The organism is Microcoleus sp. B7-D4, from assembly GCF_036705125.1.
Lineage (GTDB): Bacteria > Cyanobacteriota > Cyanobacteriia > Cyanobacteriales > Microcoleaceae > Microcoleus.
In genome coordinates, this window is sequence record NZ_JAUBTT010000040.1 from 1 (window position 1) to 22791 (window position 22791).

General features: G+C 46.1%; 20 protein-coding genes. 8 read left to right on the forward strand and 12 right to left on the reverse strand.

Features of this window, described 5'->3' with window-relative positions; genetic code table 11:
* Positions 1 to 370: 370 nt before the first annotated feature.
* Positions 371 to 1003, reverse strand: a complete 633-nt coding sequence (locus QUB12_RS17215; protein ID WP_333142618.1) for a hypothetical protein — start codon at positions 1001 to 1003, stop codon at positions 371 to 373.
* A 136-nt stretch (positions 1004 to 1139) separates the two neighbouring features.
* Here QUB12_RS17215 and QUB12_RS17220 point away from each other — a divergent pair, with 136 nt between their 5' ends.
* Together QUB12_RS17220 and QUB12_RS17225 are read left to right on the forward strand one after the other, a co-directional pair.
* Positions 1140 to 2156: a YihY/virulence factor BrkB family protein gene (locus tag QUB12_RS17220; RefSeq protein WP_333142617.1), complete on the forward strand. Its 1017-nt coding sequence runs from the start codon at positions 1140 to 1142 to the stop codon at positions 2154 to 2156.
* A 323-nt stretch (positions 2157 to 2479) separates the two neighbouring features.
* The gene (locus QUB12_RS17225) at positions 2480 to 3142 is read left to right on the forward strand and encodes a hypothetical protein (RefSeq protein WP_333142616.1); all 663 of its coding nucleotides are present in this window, start codon (positions 2480 to 2482) and stop codon (positions 3140 to 3142) included.
* 166 nt (positions 3143 to 3308) lie between these two features.
* Here the strand turns inward: QUB12_RS17225 and QUB12_RS17230 are convergent, their stop codons facing one another.
* The 3 genes from QUB12_RS17230 to QUB12_RS17240 all read right to left on the reverse strand — a co-directional run bounded on the left by QUB12_RS17230 (position 3309) and on the right by QUB12_RS17240 (position 5084).
* A complete protein-coding gene (locus QUB12_RS17230) occupies positions 3309 to 4001 on the reverse strand; it encodes an MAE_28990/MAE_18760 family HEPN-like nuclease (RefSeq protein WP_333142615.1) in 693 nt (230 codons plus the stop codon).
* Between the two features lie 112 nt (positions 4002 to 4113).
* A complete protein-coding gene (locus QUB12_RS17235) occupies positions 4114 to 4647 on the reverse strand; it encodes a DUF262 domain-containing protein (protein ID WP_333142614.1) in 534 nt (177 codons plus the stop codon).
* 203 nt (positions 4648 to 4850) lie between these two features.
* The gene (locus QUB12_RS17240; protein WP_333142613.1) at positions 4851 to 5084 is read right to left on the reverse strand and encodes a hypothetical protein; all 234 of its coding nucleotides are present in this window, start codon (positions 5082 to 5084) and stop codon (positions 4851 to 4853) included.
* Between the two features lie 205 nt (positions 5085 to 5289).
* Between QUB12_RS17240 and QUB12_RS17245 the strand changes: the two genes are divergently transcribed.
* The 4 genes from QUB12_RS17245 (at position 5290) to QUB12_RS17260 (ending at position 6610) form a co-directional block, all read left to right on the forward strand.
* Positions 5290 to 5466: a ribbon-helix-helix domain-containing protein gene (locus tag QUB12_RS17245; protein ID WP_333124348.1), complete on the forward strand. Its 177-nt coding sequence runs from the start codon at positions 5290 to 5292 to the stop codon at positions 5464 to 5466.
* 53 nt (positions 5467 to 5519) lie between these two features.
* Positions 5520 to 5696 (forward strand): ribbon-helix-helix domain-containing protein, encoded by a 177-nt coding sequence (locus tag QUB12_RS17250; RefSeq protein WP_333142612.1) that lies wholly within the window; start codon positions 5520 to 5522, stop codon positions 5694 to 5696.
* Positions 5697 to 5853: 157 nt separating this feature from the next.
* On the forward strand, positions 5854 to 6144 hold the full coding sequence (locus tag QUB12_RS17255) for a hypothetical protein (protein ID WP_333142611.1): 291 nt from the start codon (positions 5854 to 5856) through the stop codon (positions 6142 to 6144).
* Positions 6145 to 6151: 7 nt separating this feature from the next.
* Positions 6152 to 6610: a hypothetical protein gene (locus QUB12_RS17260; protein WP_333142610.1), complete on the forward strand. Its 459-nt coding sequence runs from the start codon at positions 6152 to 6154 to the stop codon at positions 6608 to 6610.
* Between the two features lie 80 nt (positions 6611 to 6690).
* Here QUB12_RS17260 and clpB read toward each other — a convergent pair whose 3' ends face one another.
* Together clpB and QUB12_RS17270 are read right to left on the reverse strand one after the other, a co-directional pair.
* Entirely contained in the window at positions 6691 to 9306 is a 2616-nt protein-coding gene (gene clpB, locus QUB12_RS17265) for an ATP-dependent chaperone ClpB (RefSeq protein WP_333142609.1), read from the reverse strand.
* Positions 9293 to 9538 (reverse strand): hypothetical protein, encoded by a 246-nt coding sequence (locus QUB12_RS17270; RefSeq protein ID WP_333142608.1) that lies wholly within the window; start codon positions 9536 to 9538, stop codon positions 9293 to 9295. The genes clpB and QUB12_RS17270 overlap by 14 nt, the downstream gene beginning before the upstream one ends.
* A 483-nt stretch (positions 9539 to 10021) precedes the next feature.
* Between QUB12_RS17270 and QUB12_RS17275 the strand changes: the two genes are divergently transcribed.
* Positions 10022 to 10714 carry a DUF2259 domain-containing protein gene (locus QUB12_RS17275; RefSeq protein ID WP_333142607.1) on the forward strand — a complete coding sequence of 231 codons (693 nt, stop codon included), beginning with the start codon at positions 10022 to 10024 and terminating at the stop codon, positions 10712 to 10714.
* Positions 10715 to 10831: 117 nt separating this feature from the next.
* Here QUB12_RS17275 and QUB12_RS17280 read toward each other — a convergent pair whose 3' ends face one another.
* The 6 genes from QUB12_RS17280 to QUB12_RS17305 all read right to left on the reverse strand — a co-directional run bounded on the left by QUB12_RS17280 (position 10832) and on the right by QUB12_RS17305 (position 20739).
* Positions 10832 to 12529, reverse strand: coding sequence for a calcium-binding protein (locus tag QUB12_RS17280; protein ID WP_333142606.1), 1698 nt, complete (start codon positions 12527 to 12529; stop codon positions 10832 to 10834).
* A gap of 525 nt (positions 12530 to 13054) precedes the next feature.
* Positions 13055 to 14770 (reverse strand): ATP-binding protein, encoded by a 1716-nt coding sequence (locus tag QUB12_RS17285; RefSeq protein WP_333142605.1) that lies wholly within the window; start codon positions 14768 to 14770, stop codon positions 13055 to 13057.
* Positions 14771 to 15124: 354 nt separating this feature from the next.
* Positions 15125 to 15646 (reverse strand): hypothetical protein, encoded by a 522-nt coding sequence (locus QUB12_RS17290; RefSeq protein WP_333279792.1) that lies wholly within the window; start codon positions 15644 to 15646, stop codon positions 15125 to 15127.
* Positions 15647 to 15834: 188 nt separating this feature from the next.
* Complete coding sequence (locus QUB12_RS17295) at positions 15835 to 16833, reverse strand: hypothetical protein (RefSeq protein ID WP_333307785.1); 999 nt, start codon at positions 16831 to 16833, stop codon at positions 15835 to 15837.
* Between the two features lie 46 nt (positions 16834 to 16879).
* The gene (locus QUB12_RS17300) at positions 16880 to 17452 is read right to left on the reverse strand and encodes a thermonuclease family protein (RefSeq protein WP_333142602.1); all 573 of its coding nucleotides are present in this window, start codon (positions 17450 to 17452) and stop codon (positions 16880 to 16882) included.
* Positions 17453 to 17463: 11 nt separating this feature from the next.
* Positions 17464 to 20739 (reverse strand): DNA polymerase I, encoded by a 3276-nt coding sequence (locus QUB12_RS17305; RefSeq protein ID WP_333142601.1) that lies wholly within the window; start codon positions 20737 to 20739, stop codon positions 17464 to 17466.
* Positions 20740 to 21416: 677 nt separating this feature from the next.
* Between QUB12_RS17305 and QUB12_RS17310 the strand changes: the two genes are divergently transcribed.
* The gene (locus tag QUB12_RS17310) at positions 21417 to 22739 is read left to right on the forward strand and encodes a J domain-containing protein (protein WP_333307787.1); all 1323 of its coding nucleotides are present in this window, start codon (positions 21417 to 21419) and stop codon (positions 22737 to 22739) included.
* The last annotated feature ends 52 nt before the right edge of the window (positions 22740 to 22791 follow it).

The window sequence follows — 22791 nt, forward strand, 5'->3', positions numbered from 1 at the left end:
TTATCTTTAATCGAGCTTGAATATATCGATCGCTCTTATTCTTGATGTGCGATCGATTATTCAGCAAGCCCTAATTATGAGAATGATTTAGGATTGCTATAGTACAGTTACATCGATTAGTAGACCATCCGTAGATGCGGAATAATATCAACTCAGCCCTTCATCGGAATTATTCATCTCTCTTCCCTTCCTCTGTATCCTCTGCGTCCTCTGTGGTTTAATCATTCCGATATAAGCGGAATTGAATATCCTAAAGAAGCTGATAAATTAATGCAGCCTAATTGCAGTTAAGGCAAAAACAACGCATCGCTGACTAAATCCCACCTGCTAAGGGGACTCGCCATGCCGAAAATTCCTGAATTTGTAACTCCTAATTCCCAAAGGGCGGTAAATCGAGTAACTGATTTTTAGAAGGTGGAAGCTGGGCGGGATTTTTGCCTGGGGCAGAAGTTTGGCGGATTTCCAGAGCAGTTTCGCCAGGATTTGCAGTGCGAGTAGGTACTATCTCTAAAGAATATACTGTCTCCGTTTTTGCAGGGGCAGGATTTTGGGCTTTCGTGAGCAAGTCAACGGCATCTCCGAGGGCGCTAGTTAAATTTTTGCTAGTTTCGGCGTGACGGGCTTCTTCTTGTTTGAGGGCTTGAGTGAGTTGTTTAACTTGTTCGATCGCCCGATCGCGTTCTTCGAGAACTTCTGCTAACTTAGCTTTAAGTTCGCCTACTGTTTGCAGTTGTTCGACTTCCTGCTGGCGAGCAACTCCAGCATCGTCGCCTTCGGGCACAAGGGGGGAAAAATTTTGTAATTGCTCTATTTGTGCTTCCAGAGAAGCGATGGTTTGCTGAGTTAATTTAGCATCATTCCGCCGCTGCTCGGCTTCGGTATTGTATAGTTGGCGCCACTGAGCGGCACTTTCACCGGCCTCATCTCGATCGCGCGAAACTTCTGTTAACTGCTGTTGCAGCCGCTTGATTTCATCTAACCACTGTCTGACATCCTGAGCCATAATATTGATTTTAGATTTTAGATTTTAGATTTTAGATTTTAGATGGGGGAATTGGGAATTGGCAATTGCGAGTTGATAATGCCTTAATTAATTAACGACTTGTGTACCTCATCTTTCGCCCCATTGCCTGTGCGCTATGAACATTTTTTACTGGTTGCGCTACCTGATTTTAGCTTTGTTTCAGGCATTTTTGAGGCTGCTTCGAGCACTCAAACGGAAATTTGGGGGATTTTGGCTGTTTTGTCGGTGTTTGACTTGGGGCACGCTCAAGGAAGTCGGGGCGAAGGCGGGAGAACAGCGCTTGCCGGGGCTGTCTGCGGAAATGGCCTACAATTCTATGCTGGCGCTGTTTCCGGGGCTGTTGGCTATCTTATCTGCGATCGCCCTCTTTGAACCTTTGCAGTCAACACTGTATCAAATCGCCCGTCTTTTGGGCGAAGTTATACCCGATGACGTGCGGAAGTTGATTGGTGGCTTAATCAAAGAAATTCTGTTAACTCGCAGTAAAGGGCTGTTTTCGGTGAGCTTTCTTGGGGCGATTTGGGCATTTTCTGGAGTAATGAGCGCGGCGATGGCTGCACTCGATCGCATCCATGAAATCCCTAGCGATCGAACTCGACCATTTTGGAAAGCAAAACTTATTTCTCTGGCGCTGAGTATCGGTACAATTGTGCTGTTAATTCTAGCATCGGGAGTAGTCTTTGTCAGCGACTTAATTGTACAAGCTATTGCCCGCCAGAGTTGCCTGCTGGAGTCCGTTGCCAATTGCGATTTAAAAGATGTTCAAAATTGCTTGCTACTCGCCGGCAATTGCCCTTTGGAGTCGCAATTGTTAGGTGTTTGGCGGCTGTGGCGGTGGCCGATTTCTTTGGGAATTGTATCACTTGCCTTTGCCTTTGTTTACCGCTACGGGCCTAGCCGCCGTCAACCAGATATTCCTATTTTGTCTGGAGCTGTTTTTGCTGCTATTTTGTGGGCGCTCTTTTCAGCTTTATTTCGGGTTTATGTTGGGCATTGGGGCAATTTCAGTTGGACTTACGGCACGATCGGAACTTTTATTGTGTTGCTGCTGTGGCTCGATATTTCTTCTTTGGTGATGCTGATCGGCGCTCAGTTAAATGTAACAGTCGCAAAGGCAATGAAACTAAAATAACGGGCATTGGCCAAACAGGGCATTGGCCAAACAGGGCATTGGGCATTTGTTATTTGTTATTTGTTATGACAACAGTGAACAGTGAACAGTGAACAGTGAACAGTCAAAAAACTATTATTAATTACCGGATGCCGGCTTACCTGCGGAGTAAAGTGCTGAGGATACCCGCAACAAAAGACAACAAAATTAGTATCCATATCACACCACCGGGAATGAATGTCAATATCCCAACACCTCTGAGAATCCAAACTAGGAGGGTGAGGCCCAGGATAGTCAAAAAGATGCGGGTAGATAGTCGCATTTGAAATCTAGGAGAATTAGTCATGTTGAATATTAAAGTTTTGTCTGGATCAATGATAGCTGCTTTGCTGGCGATCGGCAGTTACCTCACCTTAATTTCGGTTCCGGGTTCCGCTATTGCGCCTAGGGGTGCAAATAAGCTGGGGGAAACGGCAAATGCTGCTCAAAAAACACCTTCTGCAAGTTTAACAATTTCCGATCGCACAATTGGAGCGGCGAAGGTGGGAATGACTTTCGGACAATTGAAAAAGGCTCTGGGTTCCACGGCGCAGTTTAAGGTAGAGTCTCCTTTTATGGTAGACTTTGATGCTGTGGCTGTCAGCCGATCGGGAAAAGTGCAATATCGGATTATCTACGCTGCGGGTACAAAGCTAAAAGATACCGATGTCATTGAACTTTTGATGACTGATAATTCTAATTATAAAACTGTTCAGGGCGTCGGGCCGGGAATGACTCTGAAACAAGCTGAGGCCATTTACGGCAAGGCTACTTTATCTTATAACGTGGATAATGAAATGAGAGAAGGGGTTGTATTTGCCAAGCAACCCACTAGAAACATTATGTTTGTTCCCAAGGCTGAAGGGAAACAATTTGCGGGAGTTTATGGCGCTGGTCAAGGGGGATTTTTTCAGACTAATAAGTATCAGCCTAATGCTGTGATTAAGTCTGTGATGGTGCGAAAGTAAGTTAGTAGTCCTGGACGCAAAAACGCGGTTTTTTAACGTAATTGCGTCATTTTAGGTTGATGGCGATCGCGAGAAACCGGGTTTTTTGCTGTTTCAGCAGGCTGTAAAAAGTATTCTCGCAAAAACCCGGTTTCTGGACACCTGCGCGGACTGAAGAAAACAAAAATTAAGGATTACCTGTGGGTAACTCCAAATACTCTTCATTGTCAAGATAATCTCTGATATTTTCCAGTATTTGCGTCAAATACTCTACGACTTCTTCCTTAATTTCTAATAGTTCCTCAATAGCCTGATCTTGCCCCACTTCCTCAAAAGACTTAATCCCATGCGCCAAATCATTCCTGTTGCTTTTAACAACTACAAGATTTTTCCCGTTCTTTGTCTTAGTAAAGTCTGTTTGATATGAAAAACCATATTTTTCTGCTATTTCTTTAATCAACCTAGCATCCACATTTCCTGAAAACAGTTCCTCGCGCTCAAATGTAGCTGTGATGATATCTGTAGAGATTTGGTTGATTGTTAAATGAATTTTCTTAGGAGAACGATTTTTAAGATTTTGAAGAACAACTATTTTAATTTTTGGTTTGAGATCGTCAAAAGAGATGGCTTTATTTTTAAACTCCTCGAATATGGCTTCAATCGCATTTCGCATAGTGGATTCAACTAAGTTATACAGTAACAAAAAACCATTAGCTCTCAGAGTTTTTGCTAACTCAGGATCGAGACTTTGTATTTTGTATGTGCCAGCAGGATCGAATACAGCTAACTTCGTTGTCTGTTTTTCCAAGCTCTCCAGAAAAATGAAGTAATCATCCACATCTTTAGCGCGTGTATGAAAGTCGAAGAGTACAGTTTCCATGATTATCTTACCAGTCGATCGCAGATATATTCAATACACACAACTACTTTTTGATTCCTCAAACTAATACCCAGAGATTTTTGGCTCTCTTTTAAATGTATTTACTTGGCTATTAAAATGATTGTAGCCGCTCAAATAAATCTCTTCGGAATTCCTCATTGGCAGTTTTGCTTAGTTGGATTACCCGAAGTGTAGTTCGATTGAAATGCCTCTGACGAGGCAGGAGTAAATCAGCAAACTTAAATCCATTCAAATGCTCTAATTTTTTCAGTCCAATTAAGGTTAATTCGTTGTTTACAAATCTGGTTAGAGTACGAATGCGTTCTGCACCGTCTACGATCTCTAAACGTGATTCATCATTTTCATCATCACCGATATCAGCAACGAATAGATAAGGTATTGGCAGCCCCAAAATTACAGATTCGATAAACTTTGATTGCCTTGCTTCATCCCAAGTCATTTCACGTTGGTAGTCGGGAATAAACAACTTATTAGTATCATCGTCAATTCCTTCCATATATTTTTGAACGAGTATTTCGAGTGGATACTGTTTGGTGTCGTAATTAATTTGCTGCCGATTGTCGCGAATTTCCATTTCAGCAGCATTTCTGTCTTGCAGCGTAATTTGTTCTAGTTTCGATCGCATATTTTTAAGTAACGAGAAAGTGTTGTGGACACGATCATTTTACCACAGCCCAAGGTTGATAAAGTCGTGTTCGGAGAATTTCAGTCTTGAGGCCACCCCAGTGTAAATTCTGATTTGGCTGAGAGGGTACGGACGATCGCACTTATCAAAAAAAGTGCGATCCCCCAAATTAAATCAACTCAAAACAGCCGGAAAATTACAATTTATAACCGGCTGGCGAGGGAATTGGCACAGCGGCCCAACGCCGATAAACGGTTGCTGTCCCCGCTTAAATCGAACACAACCTCAAACTTAACGTGCGGTATAGTTTGTCGCAAAAACTGAAAATGGCCGTCTGCGTCAGAACGACTGCGGAAGCGGGCAACAATTATCCATTGCTCAGAGGGTAACAAACGGGCGATCGCCGAACAACACAAGCGGTCTTTGTATGTCAACATAGAACTCGTCTCCATTGATATTTTTGGAGCCAGAGCCAGCCCGGAACCTTCCACAGTAAGGGGCTGGCTTCTGACTTTTTAGGGTCTGAACCCTATATACACTTATAGCATCATTTGATGTTATTAGATGCAAATGACATAAAAAGATATAAAATGATGTTAGAGTGTAAAATTAAAGACAATTGAAGTAAAACCGTGCCCACCTATGCCTTCACGTATGCGAGTAACAGTTACACTGCCAGAAGACGTTCATCAAGCGTTGTCCGAATGGGCCGAAGAAGAAGATAGAACCCTCGCAAACCTTCTCTCCCATGTCGCAGCTAAAGCAGTCAGAGATCGCCAAGACGAGAAAAAAGATAAATCAGAAAGCGATCGCCCTTAAGCGATGGCCACGGCGTAAGATGGAGTGTGTTGAAATGTTTTGCAGTACAACGAATGGCTTCACGGGGAAGAGTTACCGCATACCTACCAGAGGAAATTCAAAAAGCTCTCGAAGAATGGGCACAAGAAGACAGCAGATCCGTTAGCAGTTTGGCAACGTACCTGCTGACTAAATCTGTTCCAGAACGCCAAGAACAGAAAAAAGATAAATCAGAAAGCGATCGCCCTTAAGCGATCACCACAGCCTATATCTTTAACAACCGAGGAGACAACACTGCCAGAAGACTACACAGAAGCAGAACTTTTCAGCAATCCTGAAGGCATTGCCCGAACGCGAGCGATCGCCTTACAGCAAGCTTTATCACCACCCGCGCAATCTAGAGTAACAATGGGTGCTGGGGTTGTTGAAAACGCCCAAGAAAACCGCAGAGTAGTGATAGGAACCAGCGAACCCAATGGTTACTTGCGTCCGGGAGTAAAGTCTGCACTTCTATTCGGAGAAACCGTTATTCCCGGTTTTGGTCATGCAGAAGCTAACATAGTTGCTTGGGCCGTTAAAAATGATTGTAAAGTAATTGCAGTAGCAGCAGGGCGTCCTATTTGTGAAAACTGCGTCCAAACGATAGAAGGCGCTGGCGGCTTAGTCGCAAGTCCCCAAAAATCTAATCCAAGGAGTTAATTACACAATGACAGAAAATCGCTTAGAAATTATCGCTCCTGAACAATCGGAAATGCTGAAACAAGCAACTATTTCCGAACAGCGAAATGCAGCCAAAGCCGCTTGTAAATTCGCAATTGAGCGCACTAGCTTGAGTCACCCAATTCTTGACGAAGGATTAGACGCGCTAGAAAAAGGTCAATGTGGTGATGTTTCACTTCAAAACAAACTTCAATCCTTGGTCGATCGACTCGATGAGATTCAGTGGGACTTGCAAGAAAAAATGGGAGAAGGCAATATAGAATTATCAGATTATTTAGCTGCATTTCACACAGCGCGCGCCGTGAATTCACTCTATTTTGCCCTTGATGCAGATCCTTTTGTAGCAGCATCCGAAGCTATTTATGAAGCTCATGCAGCTACAGATGACTTAGTTACTTTGAAACAAAAGATTTTAGAAGTTTTTCAATTACCTACCGTAATTTAGAAAAAAAAGTGCATGAAGCCCAGCTATCCCGTAGGGAATCGCCCAAAAAATAAGGTGGGCCGCAGCCCACCCAACTCCTATTATTTCGCAGTCACCAACTGTGCCGGCAGCCGCTTAAACGCCAACCTTTCATTCTCGATATCCACAAAAATGGTATCGCCGTCAGCAAAATCTCCCCGCAAAATACCCTTCGCCATTTGCGTTTCTAACTCGCGTTGAATTCCCCGCTTCAGAGGCCGCGCACCGTAAACCGGATCGTAACCAATTTCTGCTAAGAAGTCGATCGCAGATTCCGACAATTTCAGAGACATTTTGCGATCGGCTAAGCGTTTTTCCAAGCGCTTAACTTGCAACAGCACAATCTGCCGCAGTTCGGCCTTACTCAAACCGTGGAAGATAATCATCTCATCAATCCGGTTCAAGAATTCTGGGCGGAAAGTTCCCCGCATCGCTTCCATCACCCGACTCCGCATTTGTTCGTTATCTCCCGCCACATCTAAAATGTATTGAGAGCCGACATTCGATGTCATAATAATCACAGAATTCTTAAAGTCTACTGTGTGACCTTGAGCATCGGTAACGCGGCCGTCATCCAGAATTTGCAGCATGATGTTGAAGACATCCGGGTGCGCTTTCTCGATTTCATCGAATAGAATCACGGAGTAAGGACGGCGGCGCACAGCCTCAGTTAATTGTCCGCCTTCGTCGTAGCCAACGTATCCCGGAGGCGCACCAATTAATCGGGAAACCGCGTGTTTTTCCATGTATTCCGACATATCAATTCGCACGATCGCTTCTTCGGTGTCGAACAAATAAGACGCTAATGCTTTGGCTAATTCGGTTTTGCCAACACCCGTGGGGCCGAGGAAGATAAAACTCGCAACCGGACGATTTGGATCTGCTAAACCTGCGCGCGATCGCTGAATTGCATCTGCAACCGCCGTCACCGCTTCATCCTGTCCGATTACCCGCTTGTGCAGTTCATCTTCCAAGTGCAGAAGTTTCTGCATTTCCGATTCAACTAACTTGCTAATCGGAATTCCCGTCCACTTGGAAATAATCTCGGCTATGTCACCTTCTGTAACTTCTTCCCGTAGCAAAGTTTTACCTGTGGTTTGAGTTGCTGACAGTTGAGCTTCTGCTTCTTGCAATTGTTTTTGCAATTCAGTTAACTTGCTATATTTCAACTCAGCAGCGCGGTTAAGGTCATATTTTAATTCAGCTTGCTGAATTTCAATATTCACCTTATCAATCTGTTCTTTAATCTTTTGAATGCTGCCGATAACACCTTTTTCCGATTGCCACTGGGCATTCAAAGCGCTTTGCTGTTCCTTGAGGTTGGCTAAGTCTTTTTCCAGTCTTTCCAAGCGTTCGATCGAAGCAGCATTACTTTCTTTTTGCAGCGACAGTCTTTCCATTTCTAGCTGCAAAATCCTGCGATCGATTTCGTCTAGTTCTTCCGGCTTGGAGGTAATCTCCATTTTGAGTTTAGCGGCTGCTTCGTCCACTAAGTCAATGGCTTTGTCTGGAAGGAAGCGATCGCTAATATATCGAGTAGACAAAGTAGCCGCCGCCACTAAGGCGCTGTCAGAAATTTTTACGCCGTGGTGAACTTCGTAGCGTTCTTTCAATCCCCGCAAAATCGAGACAGTATCTTCAACTGTCGGTTGGTCAACATAAACTTGTTGAAAACGGCGTTCTAGTGCCGCATCTTTTTCGAGGTACTTGCGGTATTCGTCGAGAGTTGTAGCACCGATACAGCGCAATTCTCCCCTCGCTAACATGGGTTTAAGTAAGTTGCCGGCATCCATCGATCCTTGAGTTGCACCGGCACCGACAACGGTGTGAATTTCATCGATAAATAAGATGACTTTGCCGTTGCTGTCCATCACTTCTTTGAGCACTGCTTTCAAGCGTTCTTCAAATTCTCCCCGGAATTTTGCCCCGGCAATTAACGCGCCCATATCTAAGCTAATTAATTGTCTGTCTTTGAGAGATTGCGGCACATCTCCGGTGATAATTCGCTGGGCGAGTCCTTCGGCGATCGCAGTTTTGCCGACTCCCGGTTCCCCAATCAATACCGGATTATTTTTGGTGCGACGGCTCAAAATTTGAATCGTGCGGCGGATTTCGTCATCGCGTCCGATTACCGGATCGAGTTTGCCTTGACGCGCGGCTTCTGTCAAATCTCGGCCGTATTTTTCCAGCGCTTCGTATTTGCCTTCTGGATTTTGATCAGTCACTTTGTTGTTCCCCCGGACTTGGGTAATGATATCTTTGAGCTTAGCTTCAGATAGTTTAAATTCTTGTAGTAGATTTTTGCCGAAACGATCGTCCTTAACGTAACCTAGTATCAAATGCTCGACCGAAATAAATTCATCGCCGTACTCTTTGCGATAAGTTTCGGCGCGATCGAGCAAAGTGTCGAGAGAACGACCTAGATAAACGTTGCCGCCGCTTCCAGTAATTTTCGGCTGGCGACTGATAAACTCGTCCGTGCGATCGCGCAATTTTGCTACAGAAACTCCCGCTTTGTTAAATAAGCTGCTAGCGAGCCCCGATTCTTGTTCCAGCAAAGCTTTCATCAAATGTTCGCTTTCTAGCTGCTGCTGCTGACCTGCTTTGACGATTTCGGGGGTGCGGGCGAGGGCTTCCCAGGCTTTTTCGGTAAATTGGTTTGGATTATTTGGTTGCATAAATTTTAATTCCCTGCATTAAAAATGATGATTGCTGTAGAGGCAATTGCTCGATCGCCCGTACAATTGTCATTGTAGGGAGTTGCGGAGAGGGGGCGGATCGGTGTTCCCCTATCTTGAGATAGGTATTTCCGTCCTGTGTAGCAGTCTCTCGCAAGGAAAAGCAAACTGCCGCGCCTAAAAGTTGGACTCTTGGATAAGACTGATACCAATTTAATGTGAAGTTGCACATATCTCGATCCCCCTAAATCCCCCTTATTAATAAGGGGGACGAAAGAGAAGAATCTTGTCCCCCCCCTTAGTAGGGGCGGTGCCCCCGTGCCCGCCCTCTTGGCTAGGGGGGATCGGATTCTATGCAACCTCATAAAAAATTGGTATGAGATGTTGCACCATTGTCAATAAGCTTTTATGAACAGGCAAGATGCCTGTTCCACAAGAAGAAAATTCACTCTTTGTGGAACAGGCATCTTGCCTGTTCTTGAGAAGAGTGCAAGATGTGAGATAAGACCAACTCTCACATTAAAAATGCTTTCTAGTGCCACTTACAAAAACGGCACATTCTTAAACAGTCTCCTGCTGCGGAAAATCGAGAAACACTCATGTAAATAGGAGAGAGGACTTGAGAACCGTCACAGTCCTATAGCGAAACCCGAAGCGTTATTGTTTTACTCATCAATAACAGCCGCTATAACTCTCACACCTGGAAAATATAGCCATGAAAATTTTACCTTTATTTTCGTTAGGAATTATAGCAAGTGCCGCGATCGCACTAGCCCCTGAAGCTTTGGCAAGTACCTGGCGTGCCGCACACCGGATGTCGGGTTTTTCCGCCGACAGCAATTACTACTTGTATCTAGAAAGTTCGAGAGATACAGGAGCGGGAATTCCCAAAGCCGAATTGCAAATTGTCCAAGTTGCTGCAAATTCCTGCATCAGAAATGGGTGTATCGAAACTAAATATGGCGAACCAGACTCCAATAAAAGCACTAAAATGGCCGAAGATGACTTGCTTAAAAAAAGTTGGAATAGCAGGCAAACTTTGAAGTTAACTCCTCCTCAAGCTGGAACTAAACTGAACATTATTTCTCGTACTCCCGGAGCCAATGGAAGCGAGACAGTCGCCGTCAAAGTCAATACAGCAAAGCCTTTACAAATTCGCCTAGAACAGCGGCAAAAAAATGCTTCGGCTGGCAGAGAAAGCGCGGCCATGCGTCTTGTAATTAATCATAACGGTCGGCCGCGTGTCCTCGGAACGCTGAACAATTTTCAAGATTGGGTGTTCTCTTATTCAATCCGAGAAGTTCGTTTGTCTCCGAACGGGCGCAATGTCGTTGTCCTGCTGGACAAGACAGAACGCACTTTTGAAGGAGTCTTGAAAACTACTGTTGTACAAGGCTTTGTTCTTTAGGCTTGCTATATTCCCAGGTTTTGACCTGGGAATTATCAAAACTTACAAGGATTGTTGGCCAATTTTAATCATGTTCCCTGAGTAAAAGTGATTTCACAAATGACCACTTTACTATCTCTAGACCGAGATGAAATCTTCAGAAACGATGAGATTGGGAGCAACACCTATCAAAGAAGCTAAAACTTCACCGCTGCTGGTTACTGTAATTAATGTGCCGTCAGTTCCCGGCGAAATTGATAGCTGTCCGAAGGTCAAGCCATTGATTAGTTGCACGGTATCTTGAGAGTTGGCGAAATCAGCGATCGTATCAACTCCCAATCCCGCACCTAAAACAAATACATCGTTGCCCGCGCCGCCGACTAGAATATCGTTTCCCAAACCGCCGTTGAGAGTGTCAAAACCTTTGGCGCCATTGAGGATATCGCTGCCCTCGCCCCCGACAAGGATATCGTTGCCCCGCAAACCGGTGAGTACGTCATTACCTTCCACACCGTTGATGATATCCTTGCCGCTGGTGCCAGACAGGTTGTCGTTGCCGGGAGTGCCGTTGATGTTGTTACCAAGAGGATTATTGCCTGGAATGTTACCGATGTCAGAAACAAAAACATCGATGTTATTGTTAGTATCTCCCGGTACGAGGTTAGTGGCATCAGATGAAAACGCTACTCTCCCCCCATCTGCAGAGATGGAGGCCTCGAAGGACAGGCTGTTCCCCTGATTGCCTGCTGAGTCAACAGAAACGCGGGTGGTGGTGTTGGCTAGCGTGTCGCGCACGAAGATGTCGCTTCTATTGTTAGTGTCCCCCGGCACGAGGTTGGAGGCACTAGAATGAAACGCCACAAACCGCCCGTCGGTTGAGATGGAAGCGCTGTTGGAGTTACTGTTCCCCTCATTGCCTGCTGAGTTCGTAGAGACGCGGGTGGTGGTATTCGTCAACAAGTCCCGCACGAAGATGTCGATGTTATTGTCAGTGTCCCCCGGCACGAAGTTTGTGGCAAAAGAGGAAAATGCCACAAACCGCCCGTCGGCTGAGAGGGAGGGGTTGTAGGACTCCCCGTTCGCCTGATTGCCTGCTGAGTTCGTAGAGACGCGGGTGGTGGTATTTGTCAACAAGTCCCGCACGAAGATGTCGTTTGTATTGTTAGTATCCCCCGGCACTAGGTTTGTGGCAAGAGAGGAAAATGCCACAAACCGCCCGTCGGCTGAGAGGGAGGAGCCGTAGGACTCCCTGTTCGCCTGATTGCCTGCTGAGTCAACAGAGACGCGGGTGGTGGTATTCGTCAACAAGTCTCGCACGAAGATGTCGGCTGTATTGTTAGTGTCCCCCGGCACTAGCTTGGAGGCGTCAGAAAAAAACACCACAAATCGCCCGTCGGGGGTGATGGAGCCACCTCCGGAGGCATTGTTCGTCACCTGATTGCCTGCTGAGTCAACAGAGACGCGGGTGGTGGTATTCGTCAACAAGTCCCGTAAGAAGAAGTCGTTTGTATTGTTAGTGTCTCCCGGCACAAGGTTTGTGGCATCAGACCAAAATGCCACAAACCGCCCGTCGGCTGAGATGGAGGGGCTGTAGGAGTCGCCGAGAGTCTGATTGCCTGCTGAGTCAACAGAGACACGGGTGGTGGTATTGGCTAGCGTGTCCCGCACAAAGACATCCTCGCTAGCGTTAGTGTCTCCCGGCACGAGGTTGGATGCTGGAGATTCAAACGCCACAAACCGCCCGTCGGGCGAAATGGAAGCAGAGGAAAAGGTGCCCAATGGCCCTCGATTGCCCTGATTGCCTGCTGAGTCAACTGAAACGCGAGTAATATTCATAAGCCCTGATATTTCAATAGTCCGAACAGTTTTTATTTCGTAGTCTGAAACCCTCAATTTTCCGTTGGTAGCTCGATCGCCTTGGAGCCTTGAAACCCTTCTCCTACGGTTAGTAATCAACAACTGTCCCAAGTATTCATATTTAAGAGTGCAACTTTGGAGATGGGTTTTGCGATCGCACGGCAATTGGGGCTATTTACACTTTATGCCCTAACCGACGAAAGCGCTTGCTATATCAATACATTTTAAAATTTCCCTCTTCCTTCCTCCCTCTTTCTTTTTCCTTGAATATCTGCCTCCTGACTATTGACAAATGCTCAATAATTAATCCGTATATCCGTGTCAAAATCCAGATATTGCCTGACAATCAAGCATCCAGGATACAAGCCCCCGGATTGATCCGTCCAGAAATAAAAAACCTGTATCCGATGAAACTTGCCGAACGTATTTATCCGTGGGTTCAATGCTTCAATTCTTTAATCTAAAATCTAAAATCTAAAATCTAAAATCTAAAATCGATTGACTTCATGCCTGCATCACTACCCGTTCCGGGAGACTGACAATAAAAGTTGAACCTTTCCCATCTTCGCTTTCGACGCTAATTTCGCCGCCGAGAATTTGACACAAACGCTGGCTAATTGTCAACCCCAAACCCGTCCCTCCGTACTTGCGGGTAGTCGAAGCATCAGCTTGGGTAAAAGGTTTAAATATCTGCTCTAATTGCTCGTTTGTCATGCCGATGCCAGTGTCGCTGACTCGAAATATTACAACTTGAGAAGTGTAGCTTGAACCCGATTGAATATCATTATTTTTATTTTGTTTCCCCGGTCTTGATTTTTCAATTTTAATTCTTTCCACGCCGATAGTAATGACGCCTTTTTCGGTAAATTTGGCAGCATTGCTGAGCAAATTAAGGAGAATTTGCCGCACTTTCGGTTGATCGGCGTACATTGTGCCGAGTTCGCCTTTTGTTTTCAGTGCTAAAGCATTGCCTTTTTTCTCTACTAGCGGTTGAGCCGTAGTCATCACTTCTTCAATCATCGTTGCCACGTCGAAGTTTTCCAAATAAAGGGTGACGTGACCTGCTTCTATTTTGGAAATATCGAGGATATCGCTAATCATATCTAACAGGTGTTTGCCTGCGGTTTGAATTTTTTCTAAGTCCGGGAGAAAGTCTTCTGAACCGGAATCTTGAGCATCTTCTTGCAGCATTTCGCTGTAGTTAATGATGGCGTTGAGGGGGGTGCGTAGTTCGTGGCTCATGTTGGCGAGAAATGCACTTTTCGAGCGGTTGGCCGCTTCGGCTGCTACTTTTGCTTCGTGCAATTCTTCGGTGTATTCGGCTACTCTTTGGATTAGTTCGTTGAGGGAAATTGCTAGCCTTCCCACTTCGTCGGAAGTAGTGACGGGTACTTGCAAATCAAAGTTAGATTCTTCTGTCACTCGCTGAGCGATGAGGGTGGTGGCTTCTAAGGAGCGAGCGATCGCCCCGCTGGTGTATGCTGCTAGAATTGCTGCGATCGCACCTGATATCAAGAGAGAGCAAACGAGAATGAGAGTTCCGAGTTTTTCGGCATTTTCGTAGGTTCTCAATGCCTCGTCTGCTTTCTCGCGAAAGTTGACGGCCAGTTGGGCTGAATCCTCGGAAAACTGTTTGAGTTTCAAAGCAGTTTCGCCCGCCACAAAATTGTTCAAGTTCCGCCCCAAAGCCTGCTGCTGTTGCGGATTCAAAGCAGATAATTTGGCAGCCGCCAACAATTTTTGTACTTGTTGAAAGTATGATTCTACGGTTTTGCCGTTGGTTTGAGCGAACTGTTGAAGCAGTTCGTAGTCTTTGGCAACCTCGGCATTCTTCGTCGGCGGTAGGGTTTGCAGTTGTTCGAGGATGCCGCTCATCTGAGCAACGCGAGTCAGGAATTCCGAGCGTTGGCGATCGAAAATTTGCGGTTGGGCCGTCAGACTCGCGAGCTCTTGCTGCTGAATTCTGACTTCCTGCACCGTGTTGTTGAGGTTTGTCAGGATTTCCGCTTTATCTCGATCGAGCGCTAGTTTTTCTCTAACTTGCTGTTTGTGATAGGATTCTACTCCCCGTCCCGCCACAGCACCCAAAACGGCAATACTAATGACCAAGGCGTATCCGCAGCCGATTTTCTGCCTGATACCTAAGCGGCCCAACAGACTTTTCAACCCTATTTGAGGACGGTTCTGCAGTTGATTTTTCAAAGCTAAGGTTAAAGACATGGGCAATGTACTCGTCACCTTTGAGAGGCACCATCTATATTCTAATTGATGCCTGCGTGAGGGTAAATAAAGTTTTGGCTTCGGGCCAGGTTTCGGCAGTTATTGGGTCTTTGCAGGGTTCCACAGCTCGATCGGCTTGACTGTTTGGAGGAGTTATGCGTAACAAATCATAGCATAAGGAAGAAGAAAGAAGGAAGAAACAGTCAAAGGGAGGGTTTGAGTAATTAAGAACGTCCTCACCGTCGGGCGTGGTTGCGATATTATGAGTGGCGAGTTATAAGTTGCAAGTTATGAGTTAGATGTCTGATTCAAGACTCTACTCTACTCGCAACCCACAACTCTATCCCTGTTCCTCTACTGGCAAAGTCGAAATTGTGCTATCTCCGCAGGAATTCTTGAAGCATTAGGTACGCTAGCACTTGCCGGAACGAAGATTCCCAGGCCGTAACTGCAACCCTCCGCCGTCGTGCATTCCCCAGGCTTAGCACTGATTTGATATTCGCCTTGGGATGGGGGAGTAAAAGAGATTGACGCCAGTTCGCCTGTTTTTTGACTCACAGCGATTTCCTGACCGCTGGCATCCTTGAGAGATAAGTTTAAATCCTGGCAATTTCCGTCGCAAGTGGCAACAAAAACATACTCCACATTAGGATGCAGTGTTGCTCTAAAAGGAGATGAAACTTGCTTGCGAACTTGGCCCAGCAACGGCACAAATACTAATTTTTGACCGTTGCCTTTCCGCTGGTCAACTTCTGTTTTCAAGCGACAAACAACCGTTTTTTGGTCGTTGGTCAGTTCTTGAGCAATAGCATTTCCTACGATTGCAGTACCGAGGAGCAGAGCCATGCCGGAAATAACCAGATGTTTGAAATTCATTGATGTCCCTTAAGGTTAATTTTTTGCTAATTGATTGGATTTGCACAAAGAATCTATCGGTAGGGTACGTCTCGGCGCGCCTTACTGCGACAGGTAGTGTCTAATTTAGCAGGCCTGATGCAGCACTGTCTATTTACAAAGGCAATTGATTAATTGTCCCTATATACAATCGAGATTCTGCTAGTAGACTACCAATTGCCATCTCTGACTCCATCGGGATCGACTTTGAGCTTTTTAATTTGTGCTTGAGGAATGTCAACAGATGTATCGTCTTGCTGCGGTGCAAATCCCTGATTTTCGTCCATCTCTTTGACAGACTTGACTTGAGAAAGGATAGTTGAGGGTGCGACAGAGCCTTTTTGTTCGTCGTAAAGGTCGAACCAAGGAAGATTGTATTCACTGTAAGTTTTGGCAGAAACGGGCGTGTTTGGCGGTTCTTTACCAGTGATTTCCCGATACATCATGCTATTAACAATGTGGACGTATACTCTGCCGAAATTCGTCTCGTCCCAGGTGTTGATACCGTAACTATCGGGATAAATTTCTTGTTTCATTTTACCACCTGCTGCTAATCCCATTTCCGCACCACCAAATGCGATACAATCGAGAGGTGCAAAATCACTAAAGCCTCTACCTCTCAGTAATTGTGAGGGCGGCGGTTCTTCTGGAAATAACCCTGGTTTCGGATCGAATACAATGATTTGAAGGCCACCAAATTCTTCTTTACCAGTTACTTGTCCTTCGACAGTGTAACCCATACCGAGAGGCATAGCAACAAATTGGCGGATGTAACCTTCACCAGCATTGATACCATCTAACCAGGGTTGATCGGGACAAATGACATAATCTTGGTCATCAGCTTGCAGTTTTTGCTGCCAAGGTTTGCCTGAAACGGCATTGATTTTACCAACAGCAATTTTAACAGCATTGGGCCGCCAATCAACGCCTCTAAAATAAATCCACAAAGCTTCCCGTTGATACATGGGAATAAACACGCCCCCGTGTTCTTTCCAAGTTTCAGGTACTCTAGAAATGTAGTCATCAACTTTGCAGACTGGAAAATCGCCTAATCCCGGCGGTAAGGGATAGGTTTTACCGTCGTCGGGTATCCGCAAAGTGCGTTCAAAATTCAGGGAGAAGTGTTTACCGAAACAGATAGCGTTGTTTTTTACGGTGATTTCTAACATGGGGATTCTTAGATAAAGAACAATTACCACAAAATCAAAATTTCGCTCATTTGCCGTTCTGTCTAAATTGCCAAGCTGGCACAAACTTGGAATCACCCCAAACGCCGCGGCGATTTTTCTTAGCTTCGGCTTCTGCTTGTTCCAGAATACTTGCACTCGGACAGTTTTTCAAGTAAGGACGGTAAACCATTGCTAATCCTTCGCGGGTCAAAACTTCTTGGGCAAATGTGCCGTTTGGCAAGCGAACTTCGCTAACTTGGCGGCCGTAGCGGTCAGTATCGGTGACAGTCAAAACAACGCGACCACCCCCTTTTTTGACTAGCTGCTGCATTCTTTGGTGGGCTAGATTTCCCCACTTAAATTGATTTTTTTTTGCTGCTGCTTTGCTATTTTTCTCAGCATTGGTGTGCGCGACTTCCGGTGCATCTACACAGGCAAAACGCACTTTGATATCTTTCCCGGCGGCATCACTGGCGACAAGGGTGTCGCCGTCGCTGACTCGCTTGACAGCATAGTTATTCGGTGCAAACTTTTGCGGACACCCGAATAGTAGCAATAGCACAGCAACTGCACTTATGGTTTTTATTTTTGGGAAAATGGCGATTTTAAGTTGGCTCATATTTCTGTGTTTTATTTAGTTTCCATCCAATTTTGCCCAGCGTGGATGTCAACTATCAGCGGTACGCTAAGTGGCAGAGCATTTTCCATCGCACTTCTAATTTTCGGCTGCAATTCTTCCCATTCATCGGGAGGTACTTCAAAGATTAATTCATCGTGAACTTGCAGCAGCAGCCGCGCCTGATAGTTTTGCAAAATTTTGTGTACCTCAATCATGGCAAGTTTAATGATATCAGCACTAGAGCCTTGAATCGGAGCGTTGGCTGCGGCCCGCAAAGATTGGGCATCATCTCTGCTGACAGATTTAAGTCGATCGGAGTGAATGTCTTGGGGATTGCGGCCTTTTAAGTCGCGGAGGCTTTCGCTCTCGAAGTTTAAGTAACGGCGGCGGCCTAAAATTGTGGTAACGTATCCGAGGGCGATCGCCTCTTTTTTTACTTTCTCCAAAAATTCAAAAACTTTACTATAGCGAGCGTTAAATTTAGCAATAAACTCCTTGCCATCTTTGGAAGTCTTGCCCATCGATCGCCCAAACTTGATCGCTCCCATACCGTAAACTACCCCAAAATTAATCGTTTTGCCAAACCTGCGCTCGTCGGGAGTTATTTCTTCCTTTTCAAATAAAAGTTGAGCCGTCACGGTATGCACATCTCGGTTATTTTGATAAGCTTCAATTAACACAGGTTCTTGACTCAAGTGAGCCAAAATTCGCAGTTCAATTTGAGAATAGTCAGCAGACACCATCAGCCAACCTTCTTCGGGTAAAAAAGCTTTGCGAATTTGCTTAGAAAATTCCGTACCGATGGGAATATTCTGCAAATTAGGATTAGAAGAAGACAGACGACCTGTGTCTGTAACAGTTTGATTGAAATCAGTATGCAATCGCTGAGTATCGGGACGCACCCGCTTCGGTATAGCATCTACATAGGTAGAATAAAGCTTTTGCAGGGTACGGTAATCTAAGATAGCATCGACAACCTTATGGTCTCCTTGCAAATTTTCTAGGAAGTCAGCATTGGTGGAGTAGAAGCCTGTCGCAGTTTTACGAGACTTTTTGGTGTTTAGCTTGAGTATGTCAAACAGCAGTTCGCTCAACTGGGATGGTGAGTTCAACTTTAAAAGTTCACTGGGTGCTGTGTTGTCAACTTTCTGCTTAATTTCAGCCAAATTAAGGTTATTTTTTGGCAATATTTTCTTGAGATAAGGCTTTAAAATTGCACTAGGTACGGCTTCGTAAACTTTCTGAGGAACCGTCCCTAAAGTGGGTTCGATATGTTCGATTTTTTCGGCGAGATAAGCCTTGAAATCCTCAAGAGGTATGGCGTTATAAATTTCCTGCTCAATAGCTGCTAATTGCGGTTCCAGTTGATTGGAGAGTTCTTTAAGATGTCCTAGGTCTATGCGAACCCCCTGATATTCCATTTCTGCTAAAACTGGTTCTAGGGGCTGTTCTACTTCCAGCAATAACCCCTCCAAAGTTTTTCGGGGAAAGCTAGTTTTATCAGCTTCCTTCAATTCTGCTCTAAGTTTACCTACTAACTGAAATGTAGTGTAAACATCCATGCCGCAGTATTTAGCTACTTCTCCAATGCTGATGTCAGCAATTGTTTTGTTTTTTGGCACTAATTCATTGTAAGTTTGGGCAACAATGCCTAAGTATTTCTTTGACAATTCGCTGAGGCTGTGGCTAGTTTCTGGATTGAGTACGTAACTGGCTAGCATGGTGTCGAAGACGACTCCGGCTAGTTTGATTCCTTGACAACGCAGGATCGATCGATCGAACTTAGCATTTTGCAGCGCCTTGGGATAATTCTCGCTTTCCAAAATCGGACGCAAAGCATTCAAAACTGTGGCTTTGTCCAAGTTTTTGCCCGTTTTATGTCCCGTGGGAATGTAAGCGAGATCCTCTTCACCGATTCCCCAACAGCAGCCAATTCCGACTAATTCGGCGTCTCGCGGTTCGATCGCGGTGGTTTCGGTATCCCACGCCACGGGTGTAGTTTTGTCGGTGAAGGTTTGTAGCAGTTCGACTAATTCGTTTAACTGTTCGGTTGTTTGAATTATTCGGGGTTTAATGGGCAGTTTGTTTTCCTGCTGGGCGGCTTTGGTATCATCATGACTCCAAAAGGATAAGGCGTTTTCTTCTGAACTTTCAGAAGTTGGAGGTGACTTATCTATTGTGGGGTGGGCATCTTGCCCGCCCTGTTCCAAGGGCTTTTCTACACCCTCCAATGGCTGTTCTAGGGTGTTTTCCGACGAGGCAGAGCCTCTGGATATGCGTTCCCGGGCAGAGCCGGGGAACGAGGATTCTTCTTCTTGTTTTTCCTTCTCTTCTACGCCACCAAAACGCTTTTGAATTTGTTTAACTTTGCTTAAAAATGTTTTAAATTCCAACTTTTCCAGCATCGGAATCAAGGCTGATTCGTCAAAACCTATAAGCTGGCAATCTTCTAAGTTGATTTCTAATGGCACGTCTTGGACAATTGTCGCCATGCGTTGAGAATGATAAGCAGCTTCTTTGCCTTCTTCTAGCTTTTTCTTAGTTGCTCCTTTAATCTCGTCGATGGCTGCATAAATTCCATCAAGGGAATTGTAAGCTTCCAGCAATTGCAGGGCGGTTTTGTCGCCGATGCCTTTTACTCCGGGGATGTTGTCGGATTTGTCGCCGCACAAAGCTTTGTAATCTACTACTTGTTCGGGCAAAATGCCGAGTTTTTCTTTGACTGCTTCCGGGCCGTATTCTTGGGATTTGCCTTTGCCCGATCGCCTGAGTTCATCGGTACTCAAATATAATACGCTGATTTGTTTTTCGGTTTCTACTAATTGAAACAAATCTCGATCGCCCGTGAGGATTTTGACCTGATAACCCGCCGCGCTGGCTTTGTTTGCCAAAGTTCCCAAAACATCGTCCGCCTCGTAGCCGGGAGCAGTTATTGCAGGTAAATTCAAATAGGTGAGCAATTCTTGCAGATTTTTGATATCCGGCTTAAAATCTTCGGGTGTTTCGGCTCGACCGGCTTTGTAAGTGTCGTCTGCTTCGTGGCGAAATGTGGGTGTGGCGAGGTCAAAGGCGATCGCCATGTACTGGGGGTCGTGGGCCGCCATTACTTCCAGCAGCGACTTGAGAAAGCCAAAACAGACGCTGGTGGGAATGCCTGTTGTCGTTCGCAAGCCTCCGTCTCGACTTTTGGCAAAGGCGAAGTAGGAGCGAAAGGCCAGAGAGTGGCCGTCAACTAAGATGAAGATGGGAGCTTGATTTGCCGACACAGACACAAATACCGATCGCACGAAAGGATTTTCTCATTGTACTCAGTTGTCCGCCTGCATTGATCGACCGGAAGGATGGCCCGCAGACTTGAGGACGCTTGACACTCGATCGGATCTCGGCTTAATGTGCAGCTTGGCTGAGAATAGTACAAGATGGTGAAATACCTCACACTAACCTTGCGGTGAGCGTGTAGGCTTCGTGTCTCATTTGCCGTTGCGGGCGTTGGGGATATCCATTGCTGAATATTCGTCACTCAAGACGATCCAAGTCTTACACAGCATAAGAAGGCTTTGCAGCCTTTATCCCTTCGTAGGGAACCCACGCAGAAACCCTGTTTCCCAAGGCAAAAAACTATTCCGTATGACAAACTTGGATTGTATTTCAAATTAGGACGTATCCCAATAACCAGCGGTCTGTCTTTTCCCCCTTTCTCTCGCAGTTATCCTTGGTAAGCATACTACTGCTACTGTGACCTGTTGTTTGCAGCCGAGTGGGTGGGTCGCAACCACTTATATCTTACCATCTTTTTGTGAGAAATCAGGAAATTTTTGATTATTTCATAGACCTTGCGAAAGCTTATATCCCAACGCCCAATTGAGTACAATTACAGCGTGGGACTTACGCCAATTGAGTTAAGTACGATTCCCTAGGGGATAGCTTCGCTTCACGCGAATTTACCAACACCTGCCCGAAGCCTATGGCTGACATTAATCGATGCTACGAAATCCTCGAAATTGAGCCGGGAAGTTCCCTAGAAGAAATTAAGCGCGCTTACAGGGATTTAGCGTTTGTGTGGCATCCCGATCGGTTTGCCCACAACGATCGCCTGCAACAAAAAGCTCAACAACGATTAACAGAAATTAATGAAGCTTACCAGGAGTTGGTGTTATTTCTGAGTCAGCCTGAATCAAAGTCGATCGAACAACAGTTTCAGCAGCCACCGCCCCCTGCGCCGGAAAAGCCGCTGAGAAGGCGTTCTGCAAAATCAGCCGCCAAGCCTGGTTCCCAGCGCCGTCAAACCCGCCCAAAAGCCCCCTCCAAAAAATTTCTAACTCAAAAAAACTCTTCAAGCAAGAAACGATTTACCACTCACAATAGCCCAGCGTGGCGGGGCACAAAGCAACCAGGGCGAATCGTTGCGAGGAAAGCAGGGCCATCTCAAAACTATCGAAAGCTTACTTCGAGAAGGAAAACAGAATTTTCAACTCAATACTCAAAACCACGAATCCCGCCGAGGGAAGTGCGGCCATCTCAACACTATTCAAGCTTCCCTTGGTGGCCGCTGGCAATCGCTGTGGCGAGTTACGCTTTGACCGGTTGGATTTTGACGAAATCAGCGGCCCCGCTGTGGATGTGGGCTTTAATCTGCGGTGCAGATTGGCTGTGGGCCGCGATTTTGCTGGCGGAGGGTTCGGCAACGCCTAGAGTGTGGCTGGCGGCGTTAGTTTTGGCTGGGGCGGTAGGGGGGTCGATCGCTGGTTTTCAGGCGGGAGGAAGGGTCACAGGGGCTGCTTGGGCAGCAGTTGGGGCTGGTTTGGGGGCGATCGCCAGTTCCGAGGCCCAGTATCGGGCTGTGGCTGCTGTTTTGGCTGTAGGGGGAGTGGTGGCAGTGGTGGGATTGATGGCGGGAACGGTTTCTGGGAATTGGGTTAAGGCGTTGGTGGCGGCCGTGTGTTGGGCGATTGTCGGCTTGATGTGCGGGCTGGCGACGGAACTAGGCGTCAATTCTGGCGGCCCCGTCGGGCTCCGAGGTGCGATCGGGCTGGGGATTGGGGCGTGGGCGGGGGTTTTTGCTGGGGCGGGTTCGGGGGATCTCGTCCAAGCTTTGGCTATCGCCGGATCTAAGGCTGTTTATGGGGCTTGGGCTGCGATCGGCATTATTGCTGGAGTTGTGGCCCGGATGGTAGCCGCAGAAAGGTTGATCCACACCAGCAGCGGGCTTTACACGGTTATCCTGTTGGTGGCTACTTCCGGTTTTGGGCTGTGGCTGGGAAGTTGGTTGGGCGATCGTATCTTTTGAATTAGTCAGTTGGCAGTTGTCAGTTGTCAGTTGTCAGTTGTCAGTTGTCAGT

What these genes read in the sequence shown, in the direction of transcription:
- QUB12_RS17215 (WP_333142618.1), bottom strand. Translation starts at nt 1,003, where the DNA reads ATGGCTCAGGATGTCAGACAGTGGTTAGATGAAATCAAGCGGCTGCAA.
- QUB12_RS17220 (WP_333142617.1), top strand. Translation starts at nt 1,140, where the DNA reads ATGAACATTTTTTACTGGTTGCGCTACCTGATTTTAGCTTTGTTTCAG.
- QUB12_RS17225 (WP_333142616.1), top strand. Translation starts at nt 2,480, where the DNA reads ATGTTGAATATTAAAGTTTTGTCTGGATCAATGATAGCTGCTTTGCTG.
- QUB12_RS17230 (WP_333142615.1), bottom strand. Translation starts at nt 4,001, where the DNA reads ATGGAAACTGTACTCTTCGACTTTCATACACGCGCTAAAGATGTGGAT.
- QUB12_RS17235 (WP_333142614.1), bottom strand. Translation starts at nt 4,647, where the DNA reads ATGCGATCGAAACTAGAACAAATTACGCTGCAAGACAGAAATGCTGCT.
- QUB12_RS17240 (WP_333142613.1), bottom strand. Translation starts at nt 5,084, where the DNA reads ATGTTGACATACAAAGACCGCTTGTGTTGTTCGGCGATCGCCCGTTTG.
- QUB12_RS17245 (WP_333124348.1), top strand. Translation starts at nt 5,290, where the DNA reads ATGCCTTCACGTATGCGAGTAACAGTTACACTGCCAGAAGACGTTCAT.
- QUB12_RS17250 (WP_333142612.1), top strand. Translation starts at nt 5,520, where the DNA reads ATGGCTTCACGGGGAAGAGTTACCGCATACCTACCAGAGGAAATTCAA.
- QUB12_RS17255 (WP_333142611.1), top strand. Translation starts at nt 5,854, where the DNA reads ATGGGTGCTGGGGTTGTTGAAAACGCCCAAGAAAACCGCAGAGTAGTG.
- QUB12_RS17260 (WP_333142610.1), top strand. Translation starts at nt 6,152, where the DNA reads ATGACAGAAAATCGCTTAGAAATTATCGCTCCTGAACAATCGGAAATG.
- clpB (WP_333142609.1), bottom strand. Translation starts at nt 9,306, where the DNA reads ATGCAACCAAATAATCCAAACCAATTTACCGAAAAAGCCTGGGAAGCC.
- QUB12_RS17270 (WP_333142608.1), bottom strand. Translation starts at nt 9,538, where the DNA reads ATGTGCAACTTCACATTAAATTGGTATCAGTCTTATCCAAGAGTCCAA.
- QUB12_RS17275 (WP_333142607.1), top strand. Translation starts at nt 10,022, where the DNA reads ATGAAAATTTTACCTTTATTTTCGTTAGGAATTATAGCAAGTGCCGCG.
- QUB12_RS17280 (WP_333142606.1), bottom strand. Translation starts at nt 12,529, where the DNA reads ATGAATATTACTCGCGTTTCAGTTGACTCAGCAGGCAATCAGGGCAAT.
- QUB12_RS17285 (WP_333142605.1), bottom strand. Translation starts at nt 14,770, where the DNA reads ATGTCTTTAACCTTAGCTTTGAAAAATCAACTGCAGAACCGTCCTCAA.
- QUB12_RS17290 (WP_333279792.1), bottom strand. Translation starts at nt 15,646, where the DNA reads ATGAATTTCAAACATCTGGTTATTTCCGGCATGGCTCTGCTCCTCGGT.
- QUB12_RS17295 (WP_333307785.1), bottom strand. Translation starts at nt 16,833, where the DNA reads ATGTTAGAAATCACCGTAAAAAACAACGCTATCTGTTTCGGTAAACAC.
- QUB12_RS17300 (WP_333142602.1), bottom strand. Translation starts at nt 17,452, where the DNA reads ATGAGCCAACTTAAAATCGCCATTTTCCCAAAAATAAAAACCATAAGT.
- QUB12_RS17310 (WP_333307787.1), top strand. Translation starts at nt 21,417, where the DNA reads ATGGCTGACATTAATCGATGCTACGAAATCCTCGAAATTGAGCCGGGA.